Source organism: Thioclava pacifica DSM 10166, assembly GCF_000714535.1.
GTDB classification, from domain to species: domain Bacteria; phylum Pseudomonadota; class Alphaproteobacteria; order Rhodobacterales; family Rhodobacteraceae; genus Thioclava; species Thioclava pacifica.
In genome coordinates, this window is record NZ_AUND01000012.1 from 345,356 (window position 1) to 370,846 (window position 25,491).

The window sequence follows — 25,491 nt, forward strand, 5'->3', positions numbered from 1 at the left end:
TTCCTGCACTACCCAAACCGCCCCCGCCTGTAAACGCCAGAGCCTTTGGGAACATTTTGTCGCACCCAGAGTTTGCTTCCCGACACGGAGAGAAAAGGGGGGACGCATCATGCACGCCTCGAAGACATCCATTCTTTTAGCCGGGATCGCCATCGTTTCGATCCCAGCGACCATCGCGATCGCTAAGGTCACGAACGACATCGCCCCGCTGGAGAAAACCCCGCGGCAGATCATGCTCGACGGATATCAGGGTGACGGGCGTCCGATGGACGATATCGGCTCGAATATCCCCTATGGCGACCTGTCAGCTTTCGACAAGATCACGACGATCGGCGCCGCCCAAAGCCCCGATGTGCCCTATTGCGACCAGCGCGCGACTCTGCTGGAAACGCTCGATCACGATTTTGCGGAAAGCCCGCGCGTGAAGAAAGCTGTTGGCAAAAATCGCTCGGTGGAGCTTTGGGCGTCATCTGTCATGGGCACCTGGACAGCGGTTTACACCCGCGCGGATGGTGTATCCTGCGTCGTCTCGTCGGGGATGGGCTGGGAGCAGGGAGACAATCCGGTTGCGCTGCTCCATCGCGAGGGAATTCTGCCCGCGGCGTGACGGCACGGCAGGTTTCATTGCCGGTTCACCATTGCGGTGCTACATAGCGCCCAAATTCAGATTTGGGAGCCGCAAATGGCCGACTACATCATCAAGGATATCGCCCTGGCCGAGTATGGCCGCAAGGAGCTCGACATTGCCGAAACCGAGATGCCGGGCCTGATGGCTTGCCGCGCCGAATTCGGTGAGAGCCAGCCGCTGAAGGGCGCGCGCATCGCGGGCTCGCTGCACATGACCGTGCAGACCGCCGTGCTGATCGAGACGCTCAAAGCGCTCGGCGCGGATGTGCGCTGGGCCTCGTGCAACATCTTCTCGACGCAGGACCACGCAGCGGCGGCAATCGCCGCGGGCGGCACCCCGGTCTTCGCGATCAAGGGCGAGACGCTCGAGGAATACTGGTCCTATACCGACAAGATCTTCCAGTTCGAGGAAGGCACCTGCAACATGATCCTCGACGATGGCGGGGATGCGACGCTCTACATCCTGCTTGGCGCGCGCGTCGAGAATGGCGAGACCGATCTGATCGAAGTGCCCACCTCGGAAGAGGAAGAGGCGCTGTTCGCCCAGATCAAGAAGCGCATGAAGGAAAGCCCCGGCTGGTTCACCCAGCAGCGCGACGCGATCAAGGGTGTCTCGGAAGAAACCACGACCGGCGTGCATCGCCTTTACGATCTGCACAAGAAGGGCCTGCTGCCCTTCCCGGCGATCAACGTGAACGACTCCGTCACCAAGTCGAAATTCGACAACAAATACGGCTGCAAAGAGAGCCTCGTGGACGGCATCCGCCGCGCCACCGACACGATGATGGCCGGCAAGGTCGCCGTCGTCTGCGGCTATGGCGATGTGGGCAAGGGTTCGGCCGCGAGCTTGCGCGGTGCAGGTGCGCGCGTGAAAGTCACCGAAGTCGATCCGATCTGCGCGCTGCAGGCCGCGATGGACGGGTTCGAGGTCGTCGTGCTGGAAGACGTCGTGGACAGCGCCGATATCTTCATCACCACCACCGGCAACAAGGACGTCATCCGGATCGAGCATATGCGCGCGATGAAGGATATGGCGATCGTCGGGAACATCGGCCATTTCGACAATGAAATTCAGGTGGCCAGCCTGAAGAACCACAAATGGACCAACATCAAGGACCAGGTGGACATGATCGAGATGCCCTCGGGCAGCCGGATCATCCTGCTGTCCGAAGGCCGCCTGCTGAACCTCGGCAACGCGACCGGCCACCCGAGCTTCGTGATGTCGGCGAGCTTCACCAACCAGGTGCTGGCGCAGATCGAGCTGTGGACCAAGGGCGAAGAGTATGCGCCGGGCGTCTACATCCTGCCCAAGCATCTCGACGAGAAGGTCGCACGCCTGCACCTCGCGCGGATCGGCGTGAAACTCACCGAGCTGCGCCCCGATCAGGCCGAGTATATCGGCGTCACGGTCGAAGGGCCCTTCAAGCCCGAGCATTACCGCTACTGATCGACGCGAATTTCGCTTCGACAAGGCCGCGCCTTCGGGTGCGGCCTTTGTTTGTCGCAAGCGGGACTCCGCGTTAGGCTGCCTTATCCAACGGGTGAGGGAGGCGCGCGTGGAGCCGGAAGAGATGGCCGGGGTTTTCCGGCCCAGACTGGAAACCGAGCTTGCAGACCTGCGCTCGGACTCCGAAGACACCGCCGAGGCGCGCAAACCGGTCGAGCTGGATCAGCAAAGCGTCGGGCGACTGTCGCGGATGGATGCGATGCAGAACCAGGCGATGGCCAATGCGCTCGATGCACGGCGTCATGCCCGTATCTCCGCGATCGAAGCCGCGCTGGCCCGGATCGAGGAGGGTGAATTCGGCTATTGCGACAGCTGCGGTGAGCCGATCCCCCTCCGCCGGCTTGAACTCGATCCGACCTTCACTCAATGCGTCTCGTGTCGTGGGGGAAAGTGACTCGGCTTTTCCCAAGATTTTGGCTTTGTAATTTCTGGCGCTGGGCTTACCCTGCGCCTGCCTCGGCTTCAGAGGACACAATTATTACAGGTGGGACTTATGGGAAAAAGAGACGAGCTGATCGAAAAATATGCCGACGATCTGAAGAACAAGTGCGGCATGACCCCCGACATGGATCTTCTGACCAAGGTGACGATCGGCTGCGGCCCGTCGATCTATGATGCCGACGCGTCGACCGTGGCCGGTTCGGACAAGGGCGAGCTCGAAACCGTGAAAAACAATTTCCTCGTCAAGAAGCTCGGCCTCGCGGATGGCCCCGAGCTGATGGATGCGATCGACAGCGTCATCGAGACCTATGGCCGTTCGGAGCGCAACAAGTATCGCGCCGTGGTCTATTACATGCTGACCAAGCATTTCGGCAAAGAAAGCGTCTACGCCTGAGCGGACGCCTTTTGAGCCATGCATTCGGCCCGGGGTTTCCCGGGCCGTTTTCGTTCAGGGGATAAGCGCCTTGATCCCCGCGACATGCGACGGCTTGGCCCCGCGCGCATCCGCCGCGAGCCCCGTCACAGTCTCCATCAGCGCCTCGGGGGTCACGATGCGGTCGATCAGCCCCCAGCCCAACGCCTCCTCGGCCTCGACCTTCTGACCCGCCATCAGGATCATCTTCGCTCGCGCGGGCCCGATCAGCGCGGCCATGCGCGGCGGATCGGATGGCTGCGGCAGGAACCCGAGCTTCATCACCGGGTAGAAGAACTTGGCGCCGGGCACCGCGATCCGCAGATCGCAGGCGAGCACCATCCCCATCGCGCCGCCCGCCAGCGTGCCGTTGAGCGCGGCGATCGTCAGGCAGGGCAGTGCCGCGATCGCACCCGAGAGCCGCTCCCAAACCGGATCGGTCGCCAGCGTGCCACTGCGGGCCTCTTCCAGATCAGCCCCCGCGGAGAACACTTTCCCAGTGCCCGTCAGCACGAAAACCCGCGCCTCCTCGGCCTTGGCGCGCTCGGCGAGATCGGCGATTTCACTCAGCATCGCCTGCGTCAGAGAATTGGCCTTTTCGGGCCGGTCAATCGTCACGGTCCAAAGCCCGTCCTCGATCTGGTGGCGGATCATCACAATCTCCCGCTTTGCCATCTTCCCTTCGATCTAACAGCGATACCGGGCCTTGACCATTGCGCATCCCCACGGGAGGATGAGCCGATTTTGTTTCTATCGAAAGGTATCGTCATGTCCTGGTTGAAACCCGCCGGAACCGGCGCGGTGATTTTCACGCTTCTCTCGACCACTGCCGGTTTCGCGGATGTCACGCCCGAGCAGGTTTGGGAAGGCTGGCAGGAAGGCTATCAGAGCTACGGCTATGACGTGATGGTCGGCAGCTCCGACCGCAGCGGCGATACGCTTACCATCACCGATGTGAAGCTCACGAACGAGATGGACGGTACCAGCTTTGCAATGACGATCCCCGAGCTGAAACTGCGCGACCGCGGCGATGGCACGGTCGAAGCGACGATGTCGGAAAAGATGACCGGCGTCGCAAGCTCGGACCTGCCCGATCAACCGGCGCTGTCGCTTGATATGGTGATGACGCAGACCGATAGCTCGGTCGTGGTCTCGGGTACGCCCGAGGACATGATTTACACCATCGACGCACCCAAGGTGACCATGGAGATGGACCAGAGCGGCGATGCCGGCGATCAGGCGATCCCGGTCAAGGTCTGGCTCTCGATGGAAAACACGACCGGCACCTACGAGATGAAGATGGGCGAGGCACATGACGTGACCTCGGCGCTCAAGACCGGTCTGGTGAAATTCACCGCCTCGGGGGCCGATCCCGAAGGGGGTGGCACCTTCACGCTCGATGGGCAGGTCTCGGATATCACCTATGACGGTCGCTTCGTGCTGCCCAACGGCGTTCCGATGGAGAAGCTCGACGAGGCGCTCAATGCCGGGGCGAATATCCAGGTCGCGCTGAAATATGCGGGCTCGGAATATGCCATGAACGTGGACAGTCCCGACGGGCCGGTTTCGCAGAAGACCACCGACAATGGCGGCACGCTCGATATCGGCATGTCGAAGGACGGCATTCACCTCGCCGGCACGAGCGACGGCAGCGAGGTCCAGATGACCACGAAAGAGCTGCCCTTCCCGATCAATCTCGCACTGGAATCGGCCAATATGGATTTCGCGATGCCGGTGTCGAAAGGCGATGCAGAGCAGGATTTCAAAGCGAAGTTCGCGCTCAACGGGCTGACCGTTTCGGATGACCTGTGGAACATGTTCGATCCGGGCCAGAACCTGCCGCGCGATCCGGCAACGCTGAAGATCGACGTGACCGGCAAGATGCAACTGACCGACGATCTCTTCTCGCCGGCCGTCGCCGCCATGCCCGTGCCGCCGATGCAGGTGAACTCGGTCGACATCAAGGACGTGCACCTCTCCGTCGTCGGCGCGGAGCTTAACGGCTCTGGCGCGTTGGAAATCCAGAATGGCGGGCCGGTGCCGATGCCCAAGGGCGCGATCGACCTCAGCCTGACCGGGGCAAACGCGCTGATGGACAAGCTTGTCGCAATGGGTCTGGTTCCGCAGGACCAGATCATGTTCGGCCGCATGATGCTGGGGCTTTACGCCAAGCCGACCGGCGATGACGCCTATGAATCGAAGGTCGAGTTCAAGGATGGTGGGGAAATCCTCGTCAACGGCCAGCGCGTCCAGTAAGGACAATACATAACGGCGCGGAGCCGTCCGGGACACCCGGGCGGCTCCGGTCTTTCTCAAGAGGTGGAAATGTCCGAGCAGTCCCTGTCCGATCTGACCCAGGCGCTTCTGGAAGCTGCGAAACGCGCTGGCGCCCCTGCGGCGGATGCGATCGCGGTGGACGGACGGTCGGTCGCGATCGACGTGCGCGAAGGCAAGCTCGAACAGGCCGAACGCTCCGAAGGGATCGAGATCGGTCTGCGCGTGCTCTTTGGCGGCAAGCAAGCCTGCGTGTCCGCCTCTGATATTTCCAGCCGCACCCTTGACGAGATGGCCCAGCGCGCGGTCGCGATGGCGCAAGAAGCGCCCGACGATCCCTTTGCCGGTCTCGCCGATCCAACGCAGCTATCGGCCACTCGCGATGCCGCGGGGATGGAACTGGCCGATCCAAGCGCCGAGCCCTCCGCCGCCGATCTGCAACGCGATGCCTTGGAAGCCGAAGCGGCGGCATTGACTGTCGAGGGCGTCTCGCAGGTGCAATCCGCATCGGCCGCCTATTCCTACCGCCGGATGCATCTCGCCGCCTCGAACGGTTTCGCAGGCGGATACGATCGCAGTGCGCGATCGGTTTCGGCAGTCGCGATCTCGGGCGAAGGCCTGTCGATGGAGCGCGATTGGGCCGCCGAAAGCCGTGTGTTCCAAGCCGATCTGCCCAGCGCGCGCGAGGTTGGCCAACTGGCAGGCGAGCGTGCCGTGGCCCGCGCCAATCCCCGCCGCCCGAAAACCGGCGCCTATCCGGTCCTGATCGACGAGCGTGTCTCGGGCAGCCTGATCGGGCATCTGCTTTCGGCAATCAACGGCCAGTCGATCGCGCGCGGAGCCTCCTGGCTGCGCGATGCGATGGATCAGCCGGTGCTTCCCGATCATCTCTCGCTAAGCGAGGAACCCCATCGCAAGCGCGTCTCTGGCTCACGCCCCTTCGACGCCGAAGGCCTGCCGACTGCGCGCCGGATGATCGTCGAGAACGGCGTTTTGAAAGGCTGGACGCTCGACTTGGCCACCGCGCGCAAGCTGGGACTGCAATCGACCGCCAATGCCGGTCGCGGAACGTCAGCGCCACCTTCGCCCGGGGTCGGTAACGTCACCCTGACCCAAGGCGACCAGAGCCGCGAGGATCTGCTGGCCGAGATGGGCACCGGGCTTCTGGTGACATCTTTCATCGGCGCAACGATCAACCCCAATACGGGCGATTACTCTCGCGGGGCCTCGGGCTATTGGGTCGAGAATGGCGTGCCGGTCTATCCGGTCAATGAATGCACGATCGCGGGCAACCTGCGCGAGATGCTGCGCAGCCTGCGGCCCGCCAACGATGCGCGCCTGCACCTGAGCCATATCGTGCCCTCGCTGCTTCTCGAAGGGATGACGCTTGCCGGAGACTGATCTGACGCTGCTGACCGAGGCCGCGAAGGAGGCCGGGAAGCTCGCCCTGAAATACTGGAAGAAAGCACCGGCCTCTTGGGAAAAGGATGACGGGGCAGGCCCTGTGTCCGAGGCCGATCTCGCGGTGAATGCCCAACTCGAAGAGCATCTGCGCGGCGCGCGGCCCGATTACGGCTGGCTGTCCGAGGAAAGCGCGGACGATCCGGCGCGGCTTGCAGCGCCCGCGACCTTCATCGTCGATCCGATCGATGGCACCCGCGCCTTTCTCAACGATGATGGCAGTTTCGCCCATGCGCTTGCGGTCGCGCGCGGCGGCGAGGTCGTTGCGGGTGTGGTGCACCTTCCCGTTCACGACCTCACCTACACCGCGACAATTGACGGCCCGGCGCTGCTCAATGGCGTGCCGATTGCGCCAGGCGCGCGCGCTGAACTTGAGGGGGCGACCGTGCTCACCTCGAAGCTCTCGGACAATCCGACCCACTGGCGGCATGGTCTACCGGGCTACAAGCGCAGCTTCCGCTCATCGCTCGCCTGGCGTCTTTGCCTCGTGGCCGAGGGCAAGTTCGATGCGACGATTTCCCTGCGCAAGGCCTGGGAATGGGATATCGCCGCGGCCAGCCTGATCGCGCAACGCGCGGGGCTGCTGGCGACGGACCGGCATGGAAAGGATCTGCACTTCAATCGCGCGCCGCCGCTTTCGAACGGTGTGATCGTCTCGAATGCGAAGCTGCATGCCGCATTTCTCGAAAACCTCGCTTTCTGGCCGGAATAGAGCCTACCAGCGCAACAAGACCCGTCCCAAAAGCGCCCCCGCGATCACCGTGATCGCGATCCCCGCACCATACCAGGTGACGTAGAAAAGCGGACTGTCCTCGGTGCAGTGAAGCGCATAGATCGCCGTGCCGAGCCCCCCGGCCGCAAGTCCCGCCGCTACCCCCGCACGCTGGGGTGCGATCACCGCCCCCTGACGCAGACTGGTCAGGACAGCGACAAGGATCGGCGCTGAAAACAGCGGGATCGAGAGCAAGCATGGCAGGATCGTTTTGCCGCGGAAATCCATCATGCGCTGGCTTTCAGGTGTCGTGACAAAGGCATAACCGAGCAAGAGCAGTCCAATCGCCGGAAAAACCCATGCCCAGCTCAGCCGTACCCGTGCCAGCGGACGCGCGAATTTCACCGCGATCGGCATTGCAATCACCCCGAGCAGGAGCGGCAGGTAGAATTTCGGCGCGATCTCGGGCGTCATCAGGGTCTTTTCCATCGGAAACCGAACACCCAGTATCCCCGCCATCGCCAGCGCGGACAGGATCAGCGCCGGGATGAGCCAGCGCCAGAGCACCTGGCCTGCACGCGGCTCGCGCAGCTCGTCCTTCTCCAGCATTTCCAACAGGTCTTCGGTCTTCATATCTCGATCAGCCTCTCTCGAAGCGCGGCCAGTTTCTTGAGCGAACGATGCAACATCACACGCACCGCCCCCTCGCTCATATCCATCGCATCCCCCGTCTCGGCGATGCTCTTCCCCTCGAGCCCGATGGCACGGACCAGATCCGCGGCGCGCGGCTCGAGATGACTCAAAAACGTCTCTATATCGGCCTTTTCCGTTGGATCGGCCTCTGGGGCGGCGGGCAACATTTCCGCGAAATCCTCGACCGGCAGATGGATCCGCCGACCGCGCTTGCGAAACGCGTCCACCACCTTGTGCCGCGCGATCGCGTAACACCAGGGGGCCGCCGGTTCATCTTCGCGCCAGGTGTGGCGCTTGAGATGGATCGCGAGCAGAACCTCCTGAACCACATCCTCGCAATCGGCTTCCGGCAGGCCCGCCCCACGTGCCCGCACAACCGACCGCAGCACCGGCGTCACGGCTTGTAAAAACAGACCATAGGCACGCGTATCACCCGCGTTGGCGGCCCTGAGAAGCCGCGTCCAGTCTGCTTGCCGATCATGCATCATCGCCATCCATTCGTTGTCGATCATGCCTTCGTTACAGCGCTTGTGAAAAACTTTTTTCGATCACAGCGGCGTGAGCCTGTAACGACGCCGCGATCGGTCCCGAAGAGAGATCAGGACCGCAACGGGTCCGATAACGATCCAATCAGGGAGATCACCATGAAGACCGAAACCACTCTTGGCATCGCTGCCGCTCTGAGCTGTGCGATGGGCATCGCGAGCGCTGCCCATGCAGACGATATGAAGATGGAGAAGTGTTACGGCGTCGCGATGGCGGGTCAAAATGACTGCGCGGCGGGCCCCGGCACGACCTGCGCAGGTACGGCGACGATGGACTACCAGGGCAACGCCTGGAAACTCGTCCCGGCCGGCACCTGCGAGACGATCGAGACACCGCACGGGATGGGCTCGCTCATGCCGAAGGAAATGTGATCACAGGTCGGGGCGGATTGGTCCGCCCCTCCTCTTTCAAGGGAGGCCACGATGACTTTGCCGCGCAAACCTGGGCTGGGTTTCAAGCCCGAGCATTTCCCCGCCATCGCAGAAACCAAGCCCAATCTGGGTTTCTTTGAAATCCATGCCGAGAATTACATGGGCGCGGGGGGCATGCCTCATGCGATGTTACAGCGGCTGCGGGAGGATTACGCAGTTTCGATCCATGGGGTCGGCCTCTCGATCGGTGGCCCCGATCCGCTCGATCGCGACCATCTCGCAAGGCTGAAAACGCTTTGCGATCGCTACGAGCCCGAGAGTTTCTCCGAACATCTCGCCTGGGCGAGTCATGGCGGGGTCTGGATGCATGATCTGCTGCCCCTGCCCTATACGCAGGAGACCCTAGCGATCGTCTGCGATCATATCGACGAGCTGCAGGACCATCTCGGCCGCCGGATGCTGCTGGAAAACCCCGCGACCTATGTTCTCTTCGATAATTCCGACATTCCCGAGACCGAATTCCTGACCGAGATCAGCCGCCGCACCGGCTGCGGGCTGCTCTTGGATGTGAACAATGTTTTCGTCTCCTGCGTGAACCACCGACAGGACCCACGCGCTTATCTCGATGCCTTCCCGCTCGCCAAAATTAACGAGATCCATCTCGCCGGACATGAAGAGGAAGAGCTGCCCTCGGGACCGCTCCTGATCGACAGCCACGGCCGTGAGGTCGCGGAGCCGGTTTGGGCGCTTTATGGCGAAATAGTCTCGAAAATTGGACCTTTGCCCAGCCTGATCGAATGGGACAACGACGTGCCGGCCTTCGCGGTTCTGATGGCCGAAGCGGAGCGTGCGCGCTCCATATTGGAAGGACAGAGCCATGCTCTCGCATCGTGACTTCGCGCGCAGCTTCCGCGATGCGATCAATGGTGGCGCCGCACCCGAGAACGCAACCGCGCGCCAGCCGGGCGAGACCGAGCGCCGCTTCGATGTCTATCGCAACAATGTCGCGCATGGGCTCTCGCGGGCCCTGGCGCGCCATTATCCGGTGATCGAGCGGCTTCTGGGCGATGAATGCTTCAAGGGGGTGGCGCGGCTTTTCATTGACCGGCATCCACCGCAAACGCCGCTCCTGATCGCGTGGGGCGAAGAGTTTGCGGCATTTCTTGCTGAAATAGAGACGTTTCAGTCGTTGATCTACCTGCCCGACGTCGCACGGATCGAATGGGCGCGCAGCCGTGCCTATCATTCCTCAGATGCGCAGCCTGTGCCGCCTCAGAAATTGCAGGCGATTGCGCAAGAGGCCGGTGAGGACTTGCAGCTTTTCCTCCATCCGTCGGTGCAGGTTTTGCAGATGCTTACTCCGGCAGGGTCGATCTGGGTTTCGCAACAACCGGGTGGGCCGCCCGCGCCGACAGCCGCGCAATGGGCGCCTGAGACGGTTCTGATCGCACGCAAAGGGCTCGACGACGTGATCACCCAAGCGGTGCCTGCGCCGATCGGGCGTTTCATATCCGCCCTCGCCTACGGTCGCACCGTGGCCGAAGCCCAGGCATCCACAGGAGAGGGATTCGAGTTGAATGCAGCATTCCTGTTGCTCGTGAAGAACGCGCTGATCATCGGCGCGGACAAAAAGGGAGGAGACACGACATGACCAGCACATTCGGGACGAATCCGCCAAAACAAGGTCTGCCTCGGCTTTATCAGGGCATCATCAGGGCGACATCCTACATCCCGCGTGAGGTCATCCTGCTCGCCGCCCGGCTCTTTCCGGCCACAGTTTTCTGGATGTCGGGACGCACCAAGGTCGATGGGTTCATGATCAAGGACTCGACCTTCACTCTCTTCCAGTATGAATACGCCCTCCCCTTCATCCCGCATCACTGGGCTGCGGTCATGGCGACCTTTGCCGAGCATTTCTTCCCCATGCTTCTCATCCTCGGCCTCGCGACACGACTCTCGGCGCTGGCGCTTCTGGGGATGACCTTGGTGATACAGATCTTCGTCTATCCGGGCGCCTGGGTGACGCATGGGCTCTGGGCCGTGGCCTTTCTCACCGTGATCACACAAGGTCCGGGGCGGTTTTCTCTCGATCGGGTGATCGGATTGGAACGCTGAGCCTTGCCCTCCCCGCCCGGGCCATTATGTCTGGGCGCAGAGGGAGATCGGATGAGCGAAAGCGACGATATCGATGCCGCCATGAACCGGGCGGAACGCACGGTGCCTGGCGGGCAAGCGCCCGACCCGTTCGATGCACGACGCCTGCGTGATGCTTTGGGGCGTTTCGCCACCGGGGTAACCGTGGTCACGGCCTGTGAATGCGACGACCATCACGGGCCGGTCGGGATGACGGTCAACAGCTTTGCCTCGGTCTCGCTCGATCCTCCGCTGATCCTGTGGTCTGCGGCGCGCAGTTCGATCCGCCATGCCCATTTCACCCAAACGCCAGCATTCGCGGTGCATGTGCTGCGTCACGATCAGGAATATCTCGCGCATCGCTTCACGCGACGCGGCAACGGGTTTTCGGGGCTGGATTACACCCAGAACGAAGCGGGCGTACCGCTTCTGGCAGATGTCCTCGCCCGGTTCGAATGCGTCACCGAGGCACGCCATGATGGCGGCGATCACACGATCATCATCGGCCGGGTGACACGGTTCGAGAGCACCACGGATGGCGCGCCACTCATCTTCTCGGGCGGGCAGTTCGGCAGCTTCCGCCCCGATCAGTCGAGCTGAGCGATCCGCCGCGCGAGCACCGTCACCGCCGCGCTTTGCGCCTTGGCAATCGTGCCGGGCTCCTGATCCGCGATCGGCACGGTGAAATCGAAGCGCCGCACAACATCGCGCCCGCCTTCATAGCCTGCGGGCGTCACGAAATAGACCCCTGCGACATGCAGCTGACCATCCGCACCGGGCAGCATCTGCTCGATCCGGACCTCGACCCGACGCGCGGGCGGATCGGCGAGCGGCCAAGGCTCCGAGATCACGGTCGCGCCAGAGAGCGCCGAGATCTGCCGTGCCAGTGACAAGGTGAAAGCGCGGGCCGGATCATCCGCCCAGAGATTGTCCGGGTTCGAACGCAGCGCGCCATCGGCGGTCTGGAAAGCGATTTCCTGTGCGGTCGCGTATTGCGGCATCGAAACCTCGCGCAGCTCCGCCCGGCCCAGCCGGTTCGGCACTGCCTTCTCCGCGGTGGGCGGGTCGATCGGATAGCGCGCGATCTTCTCAGGATCCGAACAGGCGGCGAGCGCCAGCAGGCAGAGCGGCAAAATCTGGAAGGGTTTCATCGTCATCTCCTGTCAGCGGCCCAGAATGAAGGCCTGCGGATTACGTTCGATCATCCGCGCGAGCGAGCCGATATCGGCAATCGACCGGCGCAGCTCACGCAGCATATTGACCGTCTCGTTCGAGAAGTTCGAGCCCCGGCCATAGGTCGCGACCAGCGCCTGCGCCTGATCGACGAGCGATTGCAGCTGCCGGGTCAGCTCGGGCAGGCGGTCGGTCGCTTTCGAAACCGATTGCGCGGCGCTTTGGGCGGCATCGAGCGTCTCGTTGAGCTTGTCGGCGGCGCCCGCCTGACGCAGCTGCTCAAGGATCGCCGCGGTCTGCTCCAGCGTCGCATTCAGAGATTGCGGCAGATCCTGCGTGCCCGGCTTGTTCAGAAGGCCGTTGATATCGGCAAGAATCGTGTCGAGTTTCTCGCCCATATCCTTGAGCGGCATATCTGCGATGGCCGATGCGGCACGATCGGCAGAAGCCAGCGTCTGATCAAGGCCGGAGATTTCCTCAAGTACCGAACTGGCCGCCTCGGTGACCCGATCGAGCGCCGCCACGGTCTTGTCGGCCGCATCCTTCTTGTTGAGGTCGGCCGCGAAGGTCTTGAGCTGTTCGAGCAAGCCCGAAAGTTCGCCCGGCACCTTGCGCGTGTCCTCGCTCTCGGCCACGGCGGAGATCGAGTCGAGCGTGCGGATCGCGGAATTCATGAGGTCCTCGATCGGCAGCCCCTCGATGCGCTTGAACACGCCCTTGGCCGATTTCGCCAGATCGTTCTCGGAGGCCGGTGCGGTCGGGATCGACGGGAAGGGATCTGTCTCGAGATTCATCTCGGCCGCGGCCACATCAGGCACGTCGGAAAGCTCCACCACCATCGTCCCGCCCAGAAGACCGATCGCCGCGATACGGGCGCGCAGCCCGCCCTCGACCTCGCCTTGCAGGAATTGCGTGACCGATTCCGCATCGGCATCGCGCGCGAGCCCGAGCCGGTCGGGCGAGAGCGCAATCGTGACCTGCTGCTGGGCATAGCGCTGGCCTGTCGCATCGGTATGGATCTTGATCGCAAGCGCGGTCACCTCACCTGCCTCGACGCCGCGGAACTGTACCTTGGAGCCGACTTCCAGCCCCTGCACCGGGTCGTCGAAGAGAAGCGTGTAGCGCGGCGGGTCGACCACGTCGGACTGGAAGACCGAGTTCTCGGCCGTGTCCTTGCTGCCATAGAGCCTAAACGCATGGCCATTCTCGACGATATCCCCGCCCGAGGTGAACGTCTCGAACTCCACCCCGCCCTGCACCAGCGTCGCGAGCGAACGCACGTCGAGCGTCAGGCCCGAGGCATCGAATTTCACCGAGAAGCCTGACGTGTCCCAAAACCGTGTCGCGGTGGTCAGTAGCTGGTTATGCGGCGCCTCGATGAACGCATCGACCACGACGCCCGAGCCATCCTTGTCGAGACGCAGATTTTGCAGATGGCCCACCGTCAGCCCGTGATAAAGAACCGGCGCGCCATCGACGATCCCGCCCGCATCCTTGGCGCGCAGCTCGATGATCGTGCCGCGGGTCGGGTCGGGAGAGATCGGCGGCTGCTCGAGCCCTTCAAATCTCGTCTGCGGCGTGGCGGGCTTGTCGTTCCAGAAGCCCTCGATATAGGTGCCCGACAGCACCGTGCCGAGATTTTCGATCCCACGCGCGGAGACCTCGGGACGCACCAGCCAGAACTTCGTCTCGTTATCGACATAGGGCGCAACATCCTTGTCCACCCGCACGCCAAGCCGCACCTTTGTCAGGTCCGGCGTGAAACCGATCGTCTCGACCTTTCCGACCTCGACCTCGCGGAATTTCAGCGGCGTACCGATCTCGACGCCGGTGGCATCCTTGAAATCGATCTCGATCAGCATGCCCCGGTCGGAAAACGTCTTCCATGCAACCCCAAGGGTGATCAGAAGTGCGATCAGCGGCACGACCCAGACGACCGAAAGCCGCGTCCAGATCGGGCGTGGCGCTTCGGAGGTTTCGAGCTTGGCGGGCATGGGCCCGGAGGAGCCAGGATCAGAATTATCGCTCATCAAATCACTCTTTCAGGGCCACGCCATATCAGACGCGGGTCAAAACTTTGGGCGGAAAGCATGGTGAATGCAACCGACAGGGCGAATGAGGCCGCCGCCGGTCCGGGATGGATGGAGGCAACGAAGCCCAATTGCACAAGAGCCGAGAGGATCGCCACCACGAACACGTCGATCATCGACCAGCGACCGATGAACTCGACCACCTCGTAGAGATGCAGATGAGGATGTCCACCGCGGCGTTTCTCATTGCCGACGGCGAGCGCAAGATAGGCAACTGCGATGAACTTGCCGATCGGGATCATCACCGAGGCGACGAAGACGATCGTGGCCACGCCGTAATTGTGGTGCTTCCACAGCTCGATCGCGCCGCCGACGATGGTGTTTTGTTGTTCGGCTCCCAATGTCGCGGTGCGCAGCATCGGATAAAGGTTCGCCGGGATGTAGAAGATGAGCCCGGCCCACCACCAGGCCCAGACCTTCTGCAACCCGCTCTTGTCGACCGGACGCAGCGCCGCTCCGCAGCGCTCGCAATAGCCGTGATCGGGCGTCCAGACCTTGCCGCAACGCGTGCAGCCGATCAGCCCCGCATCGGTCGCTGTCAGCACGTTTACTTGCGTTCGATCGCGTCCCATATCGTCCACTTGCTAACAAAAGAATCTTTCAACGCGATCACGATGATCAACACGCAAAACGCCCAGAAGGCAGGCCCGAGCGAGACCTTGGCGAGCCCGGCGAGCTTCACCAGCGCCACAGCCGTCCCGATGATGAAAATCTCCGCCATCGCCCAGGGCTGGGACTCCTCGGCCAGACGGAACATCGTTGCCGCATGTGGCCAGGCGGGCTTGCCATTGGCCAGTGGCCAGAGCGTGTAGATCAGCGCGGCAAAGCGGAACACCGGGAGGGCCACGATCATCGACAGTACCGCAAAGGCCAGCGGTGCGAGCCAGCCCTCGGAAAAGGCCATCGCGACACCGAAGATCGAGCTTTCATGATGAAGGCCTCGGGTCGAGATCTCGAGAAACGGGAAGAAGATCGCCCCGATCATCAGGATCATGCCCGTAAAGGAAAACGCGATCACGTGCAGGAAAGACCGCTCGCGCGGAGAAATCAGAATCGTCCCGCAGCGTACGCAACGCGCACGCTGTCCGTCCGGCAGATGCTCCGCCTGATGCAATGCATCGCATTGCGGACAGGCCATCAACTGCGCCGGATCGAGTTTGGGTGGGGAGGTCTGAAAGCTCATTCGACAAATCTAGCAATTGGCCGCGCGACGACAAGCGATCCACGAAATAGGGCGCATTTTATCCGTAAACGGCCTGTTAATGCGGCGTTGCTACATCGGTCTGTGGGTGAAAAGAGGTGGTGGGATGAGCAACCGCGACAACGCGGCGCCAATCATCATCAAGCGTAAGAAGGTTTCGGGGGGCGACGGTCACCACGGTGGGGCGTGGAAAGTGGCCTATGCCGATTTCGTCACCGCCATGATGGCCTTCTTCATGCTGATGTGGTTGCTGAACGCGACAACCGAGAAACAACGCAAGGGGATCGCGGATTACTTCAATCCGACGATCCCGATCAACCGCATCTCCGGCGGCGGCGAGGGCGCCTTCGGGGGCGATTCCGTCTTTTCCGAAGATCAGATTGCCCAGACCGGAACGGGGGCAGCATCGTATCGGCCGACTGAGGAACGTCAGGCCCGCGGGCAGTCCTCGGCCGAGGACAAGCAGGACACCGACAAGGCTCAGTTCGATCAGATGGCCAAGTCGATTGAGCAGGCGCTGATGGGTGTGGGTGGCGAGTCGATGGTGACGCAGCAACTCGCGCGGCATATCGTGACCAAGGTGACGGACGAAGGGTTGATCGTCGAGTTTTTCGATCTGCCCGGAGAGCCGCTTTTCCTTGCCGACAGCTCTGCGCCCGCGCCGATCCTTCAGGAGCTGGCCGCCATGCTCACGCGAGTCTTCGGTCTGGTGCACAATGATCTCGCGATCAACGGACATACCCGTGCCTATCCGCAGATGCTCGCCCGCGATCCCGTCTGGGAGCTGTCGAGCGCCCGGGCGCAGGCGATGCGCGGCCTACTTGAAAATTCCGGTTTCGAGAAGCGCCGGATCCAGCGGGTCACTGGATTTGCCGATCGCAAACCGTCGGTGCAGCAGCCGATGGACGGGCGCAACAACCGGCTGGAAGTGATCTTGCTACGCGACCGGCGCTAACCCTGATTTCGAAATTTTGCGGATGTTAGGGGGATCTTAAACACCCGTGCGCCAGTGTGGCTGCCAATTTCGGACGCAGCAGCAGAAAGGCGCACTCATGTCCATTTCCTCCTCGCTGAACGCGGGCGTTGCCGGGCTGGCCGCGAATGCCACCCGACTCGCCACGATTTCGGACAATATCGCGAATTCGGGTACCTATGGCTACAAACGGGCGATTGCCGAATTCGAGAGCATGGTGATCAATCAGGCGCGTGGCGCGGGTTCTTATTCAGCGGGCGGCGTACGCGCAGCAACCACGCGCCTGATCGAAGAACGCGGGTCGCTTGTCTCCACCGCGAATGCTCTTGATATCGCGGTCTCAGGGCGCGGGATGCTGCCAGTAATCCCCTCGGTTTCGCTCGACAACACCACCGGCGATCAGCCGATGATGATGACGACCACGGGTGCCTTCCGCACCGATGCGGATGGGACGCTGAAGACGGAATCGGGCCTCGTTCTGCTCGGCTGGCCCGCCAATGCCGATGGTACGATCCCGGTTCTTCCGCGCGACACGACGGCGGGGCTCGTGCCGGTGGTGATCAATGCCAACCAGACCGCGGGCGATCCAACCACGCGGATGAATCTCGGGGTAAACCTGCCCGCCGTCGACACCGAGGCCGGCGCAACCGGAGAGGCATTGCCGCTCTCGGTCGAATATTTCGGCAATCTGGGCACCTCGGAAACACTCGACATCTCCTTCACGCCGACGATTCCGGCCACAGGTTCATCGAACACCTGGACGATGGTCATTCGCGACAGCGCGACCGTCGACGATCCGGCGACCGCCGCAACCGATGAAAGCATTATTGGCGAATATACACTGACCTTCGACGACAGCCGCGGCGCGGGAGGCACGCTCGCCTCGGTCACCGTGGTCTCGGGCGGCACCTATGACACCGCCACCGGAGCGCTCTCGCTCACCGTCGCTGGCGGCCCTCTCGAAGTGACGATCGGCAAGATCGGCGACACCAACGGCTTGACCCAACTCTCCGACAGTTTCGCGCCGACTTCGATAACCAAGGATGGCTCGCCAGTGGGCAATCTCACTGCAGTCGAGATCGATGAGAACGGCTATCTCAAGGCGACTTATGACACTGGCTTTATCCGCACCGTCTATCAAATCCCGCTGGTCGACGTGCCGAACCAGAACGGGTTGATCGCGCTCGACAATCAGACCTTTCAGGTCTCGCCAACCTCTGGGTCATTCTTTCTGTGGGACGCAGGTGACGGACCGACCGGCTCGATCGAAGGCTATGCGCGCGAAGGGTCAACGGTCGATGTCGCTCAGGAGCTGACCAATCTGATCCAGACGCAACGCGCATATTCCTCGAACGCGAAGGTGATCCAGACCGTCGACGAGATGTTGCAGGAGACCACGAATATCAAACGCTGATCCTGAACGGATCCGTCTGCGGAGGCCATGATGAGCATTTCTCAGTCCCTTTCCAACGCCTTGTCGGGGCTCAACGCTGCCTCACGCATGGCCGAGGTCGTGGCCTCCAACACCTCGAACGCCCTGACCGAAGGCTACGCGCGGCGAGAGATCCGTCTGGGCGCCCAGGTTCTGGGGGGCGACGGGGCAGGTGTCCGCGTGCTCAGCGTCGATCGCATGGTGAACGAGAGCCTGCGTAGCGATTTGCGACTCGCCGATGCCGCGGTCGGAAACGCGTCCCTGCGCAGCGATTTTCTCACGCAGCTCGAAGGTTGGCTCGGGACGCCCGAGGATCCGAATTCACTGTCACAGAAGCTCGCCGATTTCGAGGCGACGCTGATCGAGGCCTCAAGCCGCCCCGACAGCAACGAGCGCCTCGCAGCCGTTCTCGATAGCGCGGACGCAATCGCGACCCATCTCAACACAGTGTCGCGAAGCCTTCAGCAGAGCCGGATCTCCGCTGACCAGCAAATCGCCGATCAGGTCGCCTTTCTCAACGAGTCGCTCGCCCAGATTGACGAATTAAACGCAACCATCCTCTCCGAACGCGCCTCGGGCCACGACGCCAATGCGCTTCTCGACCAGCGACAGGCGCTCGTCGATCAGGTCTCGCAGATCGTTCCAGTGCGCCAGGTCGCACGCGAAAACGATCAGATAGCCCTCTTTACAACGGGCGGCGCCGTTCTGCTGGAGGGAAACCCTGCGCAAATCGGCTTCACCCCGACAGGCATCATCACCGCGGATATGACACAAGACACGGGAGCGCTTTCGGGCCTCACGTTGAACGGCATGGCGATTTCGAGCGCCGACGACCGGGTTATGGGCGGTGGCACGCTCGGCGCACTATTCGCGATCCGCGACGAGATCGCCCCTGAAGCCCAAAGCCAGATCGACGCATATGCCCGCGACCTGATCACACGCTTCTCCGATCCTGCGGTCGATCCCACGCTCCCGCTAGGCGCACCCGGTCTGTTTACCGAGAATGGCGGGCCGCTCGATCCTCTGAACGAGATCGGACTGGCGAGCCGGATCAAGATTAACGGGCTCGCCGATCCCGCCCAAGGCGGCGCGCTCTGGCGCTTGCGCGACGGTCTGGGTTCAACGGCGCCCGGCCCGGTAGGCAACTCAGAGCAGATCTCGGCGCTCGCGGATGCGCTACGACAGGAAACCCTGCCCGCCTCTGGCGATTTCGGTCCGTCCCTGCGCAGCAGTTCTGGTCTCGCCGCCGATATGCTGTCCCGCGTTTCGAGCGCCCGCCAATCCGCTCAATCACGCGAAACCTTTGCCTCAACACGCCATGAAACGCTCAACACGATGGCCCTCTCGGAAGGTGTCGATACCGATCAGGAAATGCAGAACCTGCTTCGGGTCGAAGAGCTTTACGCCGCCAATGCCCGCGTGATCCAGACTGTCGACGCGCTGATCCAACAACTTCTGGAGCTGTAAGATGAACTACCTTTCCGTCGGTGACATGGCGCAGAGCTTCCAGATGCGTCAGCATAACCTGCAACTGAAAACCGCGATGGCCAAGCTGACCGAGGAAGTGATGACCGGGCTCAAGCAAGATCTTGGGGTGGTGGTTTCCGGGGATTTCACTTCGCTTGCTGGCATCGACCGGAGCCGCTCGGTTCTCGATTCCTATGATATCGCGACGAGCGAGGCTGATCTGGTCGCCGGCACCGTGCAGAATTCGCTGCAAACGATCCGGTCGCTCAATGACGGTATCGGCGTTGCTCTGCTTTCGGCGGCAACAACCGCGACCAAACCGATGATCGACGCGACCGTCAACGACGCGGCGACACGGTTCGATACGCTGATCTCAATGTTGAATAGGAATGTCACCGGTCGCTATCTGTTCTCCGGAGGCGCCACGGATACACGTCCTTTGCCCGACTCCGTGTCAATTCTTGCTGCGCTGTCGGCAGAACTTGCCGGCGTAACCGATGCCAACGACGCGGTCGCACGGATCGACGATTGGTTTGATGATGCAGCCGGTTTCTCCGCCACGCAGTATCAGGGGAGCACGCCCCAATCCGAATTCCGGATCGCCGAGGGCGAAACCGCACGGATCGAGATCACCGCGAGCGATCCGGCTCTGCGCGATGCGATGAAGGGTATCGCGATGGCGGCGCTGCTGTCAGACGGCTTGTTTTCCGGCAATCTCGAAGCCCGCAGCAGCATGGCCAATGCTGCCGGGGCGCGGGTGATCGAAGGGGATGATGCGCTTGCCGGTCTGGCGGCCAAACTCGGAACAATCGAGGCCAAGATCGCCGATGCCGCAGTACGAAACGCGGCGGAGCGTTCGGCACTGGAGATCGCGCGCAACGAGCTGATCGGAGCGGACCCCTATGAGAGTGCAAGCGCGCTCGAAGCGGTCCGCACCCAGCTTGAGACTCTCTACACGCTCACATCGCGGCTCTCGTCGCTTTCGATGACGGATTATATGTAATGAAATTTGTCCTTCTGATCCTCACCTTGCTTTTGCCTGGGCTCGCAAGCGCTGCGCCGATCCGGATCAAGGATCTCGTCGAATTTGACGGGGTCCGGGGCAATGATCTGATCGGCTATGGGCTCGTGGTCGGGCTCAATGGCACAGGAGATGGGCTGCGCAATGCGCCTTTCACGGAAGAGATCATGTCGAACATGCTCGAACGGCTCGGCGTTAACGTTACCGGAGAGCAGTTTCGGCCGAAAAACGTCGCAGCGGTGATGGTGACGGCGACCCTGCCGCCCTTCGCCCGTGCAGGCAGTCAGATCGACGTGACGGTCTCGGCGATTGGCGATTCCAAAAGCCTTCTAGGCGGAACGCTGGTGATGACACCACTCAAGGCCGCTGATGGCGAGATTTATGCGGTCGCACAGGGCATGATCATTGCCGGCGGCGCAAGCGCCGAAGGACAGGGAGCTTCGGTGACACAAGGCGTACCGACATCAGGCAATATTCCCTCGGGCGGCCGCGTTGAGCGCGAAATCGATTTTGCGATCAACGATCTCTCGACTATCCGTCTTGCTTTGCGGACACCCGATTTTACCACCGCTGCGCGGATCGAGACCGCGATAAATCGCGACTACGGCAGACGCGTTGCCGAGATGATGGATGGCGGAACGGTCGCACTGAACATCCGCTCGACCGGAGCACGCTCTGTCGCTCATGCGATCGGCCGGGTCGAGAATCTCTCGGTAGAGCCTGAACAGCGCGCCCGCGTCGTTGTCGATCAGCGCTCAGGCACGATCGTCATGGGGCAAGACGTGCGTATTTCCCGCGTGGCCGTCAGCCAGGGGAACCTAACGCTCAAAGTCGAAGAACGCCCTCTCGTCGTGCAGCCAAACCCCTTCGCGCAAGGCGAGACGGTGATCGTGCCGCGCTCTCAGGCAACGCTGACCGAAGAACCCGGCATTCGCATGGCCGAAGTGTCTGAGGGAAGCTCCCTCTCCGAGGTGGTTGCCGGGCTCAACGCGCTCGGCGTGAGCCCACGCGACATGATCGACATCCTCAAAAGCATAAATGCAGCCGGTGCGTTACACGCTGAATTCATTGTGAATTGAGGTCGTCGGCACCAATATCGGTATGGCGCCCCATCGAGTCAGCCGTCGAGGCTTCATTCAACGCCTCGACCCGCGATCTTTTCGGTTATCGAGACGAAAGAAGCCGCCCCTTGGGACGGCTGTCTTCTCGACTATCTCGGAGGATAGTGGTGCCGGTGAAGGGACTCGAACCCCCGACCCCATCATTACGAATGACGTGCTCTACCAGCTGAGCTACACCGGCACTGTGGCGGGCGATTAGCATGCCATTTCGGGGATGTGTAGCCCCAAAATGCTCACTTCGTCGCGGTTTCCGCCTCTTCCTTTCCGTCTTCGGCCCCCTCGACGATCTCCGCCTCGGGAATCTCGGCATCCACCATCGGCTCGCTCGGCTTGCCCACGATCAGCGGCAGCATCTCCGCACCGTGCGGCAGCGGCGCGGAACCCTGCTGCGGTTCGCGCCAGCTCAACGTGTCAAAGCCACCGCAATTGTCACAGGTCGGCGCCCATTCTGCCTGAATGTTCTGACACTTGTCACAGCACCATTGCGGGCCGCGCGGCGCCGTCAGCGCCCGAGCCAGCCAACCGCGCACAACCACATCTTCCGCGCCTTCACCACGTTCGACCGCCGCCATGATCGTCAGCACGCGCGCGGTGGGATGGGTTTCGACCAGATCGCCCAGCGCACGGCGTGCTGCCGGAAAATCTTCGGCGGCGATATTCAGCTCGGCTTTCAGCAGGCGAGTCTCTTCGTGATCGGGCCGCGCCGAGAGGAAGGTCGCGAAACGTTTGAGCCGCGCCTCAGCGCTCTCGTCGGGCTTGATCTCGGCATAGGCGGCAGCAAGGTCGGGATGCGGTTGCGCCTCCCATGCCTTGCGCAAAATCCGCTCGGCAGCGCGCGGCTTACCCTTGTCGATATAGGCACGCGCCGCCATCACCACGGCCGGGATCAGGTCGGGCGAGGATTTCGCCGCAGCGATCGCTGCCTCTCGTGCCTCGACGCTCGCGCCTTCCTCCATCACGCCTTTGGCTTCTTGCAAGGCGAGCACAGCATCGCGACGCTTGTGCACATCACGCGGCAATTCACCCTGACGCAGCTTGGCCTGAAGAATCTCCCGCGCGCCTTTCCAGTCACCCTTTTCGGTCTGGAGCGACAACAGCGTGTCCTGCATCTCACGATGACGCGGCTTGAGCGCGTAGGCTTTCTGCGCCAGCTTAAGCGCGGTCTCGGTGTCGCCCTCTTCAAGCTTCTGGCGAAGCAGCCCTCGGATACCGACAAAACGCGTGCGGTCATCCGACAGCAGTCGCTTGTAGCCCTCGGTGGCGCGCTTCTTGTCCCCCGCGATCTCCGCCGCCTGAGCCATAAGAAGGTTCGTCAGTTCGGGACGTTGCAGATACCGCTCGGCCTTCGCCGCCTTGGAAAGCGCCAGGCGCCCCTCTCCGGAGGCTGCCGCAAGCATGCCCTCAGAAAGCGCCTGATAGCCTTTGCGTTCGCGATTGCGGTCGAAATAGCGGGTGATCGCCGTTTCATCTCCCGCGAGAAACCGCAGGAAAGCGACGACCAGACCGACAATCTTGATCACCAGCCAGATCAACACGAAAACGACGATCGCCGCGATCACCGCCTGAAGCGGTCCAAGGGTGAATTCCATGCCCATCGTGGTGAGCCGCAGCCCGCCAGACATATCGGCAAGATGGGCAAGCCCCAACGTGGCCGCCGCAACGACGATCAGGAAGAGCGCGATTTTGATGAAAGACCAAAGCATCTGCGTCTCCTTACTGCGCCGCGCCAAGCTGGTTGGCCGCGTCGATCGCCGCCACCCGCACCTGCGCCTTGCTCACCCAATCGGCCAGCGGTGCTTGCGCGGGCTCGGGCAGTTTACCGATTTCCTCAAGCGCGGCACCGATCTGCCCCGCATCCACATCCGCCTGCGCCCGCGAGAGCACCGCATCGGGTCCATCTCCGTCTTTCGGGGAGACCGAGCGGGCACCAATCTGCGACAGTAGGAAGGCGCCGGCGCGATCGCCGAGGCTGGACCCAGCTTCGGCCCTCCGCGCCGCATCAAGCGAAGCGCGCGCCGCATCCGGGAAGCTCGCCTGAAGCGATTGCAGGGTCGGAATGTCACCCGAAAGCGCCGCAGGAACCGCGATTCCGGCTGCGCGCATATCCGCCAGTGGCGCGTCGAGCGGCACACCCGCATCAAGCGCAGCCTTTACCCGGGCCGCCGCGGCTTGGATCATCGCAGCCTTGGCCGCCGCCTCCGATTGCGCCTTGAGAGCTTGTGCCTGCTCTTCGGCTTGCTTGATTCGCTCCTCCGCCGCTTTCGCCGCAGCCTCGATCCCGGCCTGCGCGGCGGCGTTATCGCCTTGAACCATGCCTGCGATCTGGGTCTTCAGATCTTCGACCGCGGATTTGTTTCCGCGAACTTCAGCCGAAATCTGGTCCAGCGCCGTTTGCACGCCCGAAAGATCCGGGGCAGGCGGCTGAGCCGATTTAAGGCTTGCAAGCTCCTCGCTGAGCGCATCGATCTTATTGGCCTGGGCATCGAGCTTGGCCGCAAGCGCCGCCTGCAGGTCGGCGCCTTGGGTCGAACCACCCAATCCCAGCTTTTCCGTGATGGAGGGAGGCAATTGCGGCAAGGCGTAGATCGCAACCCCTGCACCGATCACCGCAGCCGCGACACCGCCAAGCAGGGCAGAACCGAAACCACCTTTCTTGACGACAACCTGTTCAGGCTGCGTCATCGGTTCGGGGCTCGGTTCGGGTTGAGTTTCAACCTCTGCGCTTTCTTCCGGCTCCGGCGTATCGATCGTCTCTGAATAGCCTTCAGAGCTATCCTCGGTCGCAGCTTCTGCATCTGCGACTTCGGTTTCTGCCGCCGCGCTCTCGACCGTATCGCTTTCCGTCGTCTCGGTTACAGGATCGGTCGCCTCGACCGCCTCCTGCGCCGAAGCGTCCTCGGTTGGGGGCGTATCATCAATCTTGGGGGTCTCGGTCGCCGCCTCTTCAACCACGGCATCTTCCTGCAGATCTCCCGGCTTGTCTTCACTCTTGGAACTGCGGGTTGTTCGTTTCGCCATGATCTGCACCCTCCACTGCCGCACTGAAATTGCGCGTCGAAATCAATCTAGAAGCCCGTCTCGTTCGGCTCAACCCGCCTTTTGCGCGCGCAGCAAGGCAGCGAGCGCGTCGAGCATTCCCTCCAAATCGGGTCGCGGCGCGACTTGCATCGCCGTGAAACTAGGGTTTTTGCAGGCATTGGCCACTGCCTCGCTCATCATGGCGACCCACAGGGGCCCGGTCTTGGGCGGCAAGATTTCGCAAAGCCGCCGGGCCGCATTTGGTGAAAACAGCGGGATGAGGCAGGGCGCATCTCCGGTCAGCGCAGTCATCGCCGCATTGCTGGGAGGCAGGGGTTCCTGACGGTACAAAATTGCCTTTTTCGTCTCTATTCCAGCGGAACTAAGCCAATTTCCCAGATCGAATGCCACCTCTTCCCCCCGCGCGAAAAGCAAAGCTCCCTGCGGTTTTTCCGCGACAATCAACTCTCCGAGGGCTTGCGCATCACCCGGCCCGGTGACGGGGACGAAACCCGCCGCGCGGGCAGCTTGCGCGGTGCGTTGACCGACGCAATAGGCGACCCGGCCTGCGCCTTGCTCGCGCGCGGCCAAAGCTGCAACCGCATGCTGGGAGGTGAAGATCACCGCATCCGCCGACGGAATATCCGCTTCAATTTGCCGTATCCGCATCAGGGGTGAGAGCACGATGGGCCAATCGGCACCGAATCTCTCACGAAACCGCGCCGCAAAGCGCTCGGCCCCGGCACCGGGCCGGGTCACGAGAAGAATCGGTCGCGCGAGCTCCTGGACCATTCGCCGCCCCGGGATTGTGTGAACGC

Annotated in this window: 27 protein-coding genes and 1 tRNA gene; 17 read left to right on the forward strand and 11 right to left on the reverse strand. The window is 62.3% G+C overall.

From position 1 onward, the window contains the following. The first annotated feature begins 109 nt into the window (after window positions 1-109). From TP2_RS17940 to TP2_RS07490, 4 genes are all read left to right on the forward strand, one after another. A complete protein-coding gene (locus TP2_RS17940; protein WP_051692316.1) occupies window positions 110-607 on the forward strand; it encodes a hypothetical protein in 498 nt (165 codons plus the stop codon). Window positions 608-682: 75 nt separating this feature from the next. Further along, window positions 683-2,074: an adenosylhomocysteinase gene (gene ahcY, locus TP2_RS07480; RefSeq protein WP_038075471.1), complete on the forward strand. Its 1,392-nt coding sequence runs from the start codon at window positions 683-685 to the stop codon at window positions 2,072-2,074. 109 nt (window positions 2,075-2,183) lie between these two features. Then, complete coding sequence (locus TP2_RS07485; RefSeq protein WP_420804604.1) at window positions 2,184-2,528, forward strand: TraR/DksA family transcriptional regulator; 345 nt, start codon at window positions 2,184-2,186, stop codon at window positions 2,526-2,528. A gap of 99 nt (window positions 2,529-2,627) precedes the next feature. Beyond that, entirely contained in the window at window positions 2,628-2,969 is a 342-nt protein-coding gene (locus tag TP2_RS07490) for a DUF2853 family protein (protein WP_038075472.1), read from the forward strand. A gap of 54 nt (window positions 2,970-3,023) precedes the next feature. Here the strand turns inward: TP2_RS07490 and TP2_RS07495 are convergent, their stop codons facing one another. Beyond that, the gene (locus TP2_RS07495) at window positions 3,024-3,641 is read right to left on the reverse strand and encodes an enoyl-CoA hydratase/isomerase family protein (protein WP_038076183.1); all 618 of its coding nucleotides are present in this window, start codon (window positions 3,639-3,641) and stop codon (window positions 3,024-3,026) included. Window positions 3,642-3,755: 114 nt separating this feature from the next. On the opposite strand from TP2_RS07495, the gene TP2_RS17945 reads away from it, so the two are divergent. The 3 genes from TP2_RS17945 to TP2_RS07510 all read left to right on the forward strand — a co-directional run bounded on the left by TP2_RS17945 (window position 3,756) and on the right by TP2_RS07510 (window position 7,434). Further along, window positions 3,756-5,243 (forward strand): DUF2125 domain-containing protein, encoded by a 1,488-nt coding sequence (locus TP2_RS17945; protein WP_051692317.1) that lies wholly within the window; start codon window positions 3,756-3,758, stop codon window positions 5,241-5,243. Between the two features lie 69 nt (window positions 5,244-5,312). After that, window positions 5,313-6,662 (forward strand): TldD/PmbA family protein, encoded by a 1,350-nt coding sequence (locus TP2_RS07505; RefSeq protein ID WP_038075475.1) that lies wholly within the window; start codon window positions 5,313-5,315, stop codon window positions 6,660-6,662. Beyond that, window positions 6,649-7,434 (forward strand): 3'(2'),5'-bisphosphate nucleotidase CysQ, encoded by a 786-nt coding sequence (locus tag TP2_RS07510; RefSeq protein WP_038075478.1) that lies wholly within the window; start codon window positions 6,649-6,651, stop codon window positions 7,432-7,434. Before TP2_RS07505 ends, TP2_RS07510 begins: the two co-directional genes overlap by 14 nt. Window positions 7,435-7,437: 3 nt before the next feature. Here the strand turns inward: TP2_RS07510 and TP2_RS07515 are convergent, their stop codons facing one another. Together TP2_RS07515 and TP2_RS07520 are read right to left on the reverse strand one after the other, a co-directional pair. Continuing rightward, on the reverse strand, window positions 7,438-8,067 hold the full coding sequence (locus tag TP2_RS07515) for an NrsF family protein (protein ID WP_038075481.1): 630 nt from the start codon (window positions 8,065-8,067) through the stop codon (window positions 7,438-7,440). Next, entirely contained in the window at window positions 8,064-8,639 is a 576-nt protein-coding gene (locus TP2_RS07520) for a sigma-70 family RNA polymerase sigma factor (protein WP_240473723.1), read from the reverse strand. Before TP2_RS07520 ends, TP2_RS07515 begins: the two co-directional genes overlap by 4 nt. Before the next feature lie 132 nt (window positions 8,640-8,771). On the opposite strand from TP2_RS07520, the gene TP2_RS07525 reads away from it, so the two are divergent. The 5 genes from TP2_RS07525 to TP2_RS07545 all read left to right on the forward strand — a co-directional run bounded on the left by TP2_RS07525 (window position 8,772) and on the right by TP2_RS07545 (window position 11,777). Further along, window positions 8,772-9,044 carry a BufA1 family periplasmic bufferin-type metallophore gene (locus TP2_RS07525; protein WP_038075483.1) on the forward strand — a complete coding sequence of 91 codons (273 nt, stop codon included), beginning with the start codon at window positions 8,772-8,774 and terminating at the stop codon, window positions 9,042-9,044. Window positions 9,045-9,095: 51 nt separating this feature from the next. Further along, window positions 9,096-9,938: an MNIO family bufferin maturase gene (gene bufB / locus TP2_RS07530; RefSeq protein ID WP_038075485.1), complete on the forward strand. Its 843-nt coding sequence runs from the start codon at window positions 9,096-9,098 to the stop codon at window positions 9,936-9,938. After that, window positions 9,922-10,695, forward strand: a complete 774-nt coding sequence (locus TP2_RS07535; RefSeq protein WP_051692319.1) for an HvfC/BufC N-terminal domain-containing protein — start codon at window positions 9,922-9,924, stop codon at window positions 10,693-10,695. Before bufB ends, TP2_RS07535 begins: the two co-directional genes overlap by 17 nt. Next, the gene (locus TP2_RS07540) at window positions 10,692-11,159 is read left to right on the forward strand and encodes a DoxX family protein (protein ID WP_038075487.1); all 468 of its coding nucleotides are present in this window, start codon (window positions 10,692-10,694) and stop codon (window positions 11,157-11,159) included. Before TP2_RS07535 ends, TP2_RS07540 begins: the two co-directional genes overlap by 4 nt. 81 nt (window positions 11,160-11,240) lie before the next feature. After that, entirely contained in the window at window positions 11,241-11,777 is a 537-nt protein-coding gene (locus TP2_RS07545; RefSeq protein ID WP_240473734.1) for a flavin reductase family protein, read from the forward strand. Here TP2_RS07545 and TP2_RS07550 read toward each other — a convergent pair. The 4 genes from TP2_RS07550 to TP2_RS07565 are packed head-to-tail and all read right to left on the reverse strand — an operon-like array spanning window position 11,765 to window position 15,623. Next, window positions 11,765-12,328, reverse strand: coding sequence for a PqiC family protein (locus TP2_RS07550; RefSeq protein WP_038075493.1), 564 nt, complete (start codon window positions 12,326-12,328; stop codon window positions 11,765-11,767). The genes TP2_RS07545 and TP2_RS07550 overlap by 13 nt on opposite strands. A gap of 12 nt (window positions 12,329-12,340) precedes the next feature. After that, window positions 12,341-14,380, reverse strand: a complete 2,040-nt coding sequence (locus TP2_RS07555) for a PqiB family protein (RefSeq protein ID WP_051692321.1) — start codon at window positions 14,378-14,380, stop codon at window positions 12,341-12,343. Then, window positions 14,380-15,012 (reverse strand): paraquat-inducible protein A, encoded by a 633-nt coding sequence (locus TP2_RS07560; protein WP_038075495.1) that lies wholly within the window; start codon window positions 15,010-15,012, stop codon window positions 14,380-14,382. Before TP2_RS07560 ends, TP2_RS07555 begins: the two co-directional genes overlap by 1 nt. Further along, complete coding sequence (locus TP2_RS07565) at window positions 14,988-15,623, reverse strand: paraquat-inducible protein A (protein WP_038075497.1); 636 nt, start codon at window positions 15,621-15,623, stop codon at window positions 14,988-14,990. Before TP2_RS07565 ends, TP2_RS07560 begins: the two co-directional genes overlap by 25 nt. Before the next feature lie 124 nt (window positions 15,624-15,747). On the opposite strand from TP2_RS07565, the gene TP2_RS07570 reads away from it, so the two are divergent. From TP2_RS07570 to TP2_RS07590, 5 genes are all read left to right on the forward strand, one after another. Further along, on the forward strand, window positions 15,748-16,596 hold the full coding sequence (locus TP2_RS07570) for a flagellar motor protein MotB (protein ID WP_038075500.1): 849 nt from the start codon (window positions 15,748-15,750) through the stop codon (window positions 16,594-16,596). Window positions 16,597-16,693: 97 nt separating this feature from the next. Continuing rightward, complete coding sequence (locus tag TP2_RS07575) at window positions 16,694-18,028, forward strand: flagellar hook protein FlgE (protein WP_038075502.1); 1,335 nt, start codon at window positions 16,694-16,696, stop codon at window positions 18,026-18,028. Window positions 18,029-18,058: 30 nt separating this feature from the next. Beyond that, the gene (flgK, locus tag TP2_RS07580) at window positions 18,059-19,513 is read left to right on the forward strand and encodes a flagellar hook-associated protein FlgK (protein WP_038076198.1); all 1,455 of its coding nucleotides are present in this window, start codon (window positions 18,059-18,061) and stop codon (window positions 19,511-19,513) included. 1 nt (window position 19,514) lies between these two features. Continuing rightward, the gene (locus TP2_RS07585) at window positions 19,515-20,516 is read left to right on the forward strand and encodes a flagellin (RefSeq protein ID WP_038075504.1); all 1,002 of its coding nucleotides are present in this window, start codon (window positions 19,515-19,517) and stop codon (window positions 20,514-20,516) included. Then, a complete protein-coding gene (locus tag TP2_RS07590) occupies window positions 20,516-21,613 on the forward strand; it encodes a flagellar basal body P-ring protein FlgI (RefSeq protein ID WP_038075507.1) in 1,098 nt (365 codons plus the stop codon). Before TP2_RS07585 ends, TP2_RS07590 begins: the two co-directional genes overlap by 1 nt. A 147-nt stretch (window positions 21,614-21,760) precedes the next feature. Here the strand turns inward: TP2_RS07590 and TP2_RS07595 are convergent. The 4 genes from TP2_RS07595 to TP2_RS07610 form a co-directional block, all read right to left on the reverse strand. Next, window positions 21,761-21,836 (reverse strand) — tRNA-Thr (locus tag TP2_RS07595). A gap of 52 nt (window positions 21,837-21,888) precedes the next feature. Continuing rightward, the gene (locus tag TP2_RS07600; protein ID WP_038075510.1) at window positions 21,889-23,358 is read right to left on the reverse strand and encodes a heme biosynthesis protein HemY; all 1,470 of its coding nucleotides are present in this window, start codon (window positions 23,356-23,358) and stop codon (window positions 21,889-21,891) included. Window positions 23,359-23,368: 10 nt separating this feature from the next. Beyond that, entirely contained in the window at window positions 23,369-24,673 is a 1,305-nt protein-coding gene (locus tag TP2_RS07605) for a COG4223 family protein (RefSeq protein ID WP_038075513.1), read from the reverse strand. A gap of 69 nt (window positions 24,674-24,742) precedes the next feature. Beyond that, window positions 24,743-25,465, reverse strand: coding sequence for a uroporphyrinogen-III synthase (locus TP2_RS07610; protein WP_038075516.1), 723 nt, complete (start codon window positions 25,463-25,465; stop codon window positions 24,743-24,745). Between the last annotated feature and the right edge of the window lie 26 nt (window positions 25,466-25,491).